We start from the raw sequence: 300 nt of genomic DNA, 5'->3' as shown, positions 1-300 counted from the left end.
ATTCCTAATAACTTTATACAAAGTTAGAGGGTTTCGAGGAACGAACAGTTCAAGGAATCGATTGAGGAGACACCGGACTTTCACAGGAAGTGATGACTTAGGCGTTTCGCACAGGACGTGCGAGTATTTAGCCTAAGAACCTTAATGTAGAGTGAGGATGTTGACGATTGAGATGACGCAGAAATGTGAAGTTCATCGGAAGCCGTAAACCATTTATCTGGTAATGATGGCGAAGAGGTCACACCCGTTCCCATGCCGAACACGGAAGTTAAGCTCTTCAGCGCCGATGGTAGTTGGGGG

The 300-nt window shown here is 46.3% G+C and carries 1 rRNA gene; it reads left to right on the top strand.

Annotated elements, in window-relative coordinates:
* Positions 1-216 precede the first annotated feature (216 nt).
* A 5S ribosomal RNA gene (rrf, locus tag Q1B07_RS26920) occupies positions 217-300 on the top strand; the annotation flags it as partial.

Source organism: uncultured Metabacillus sp. (assembly GCF_947503125.1).
Lineage (GTDB): Bacteria > Bacillota > Bacilli > Bacillales > Bacillaceae > Metabacillus.
Note: the sequence above shows the minus strand (reverse complement) of the source record. Positions and strands in the feature narration are given on the sequence as shown.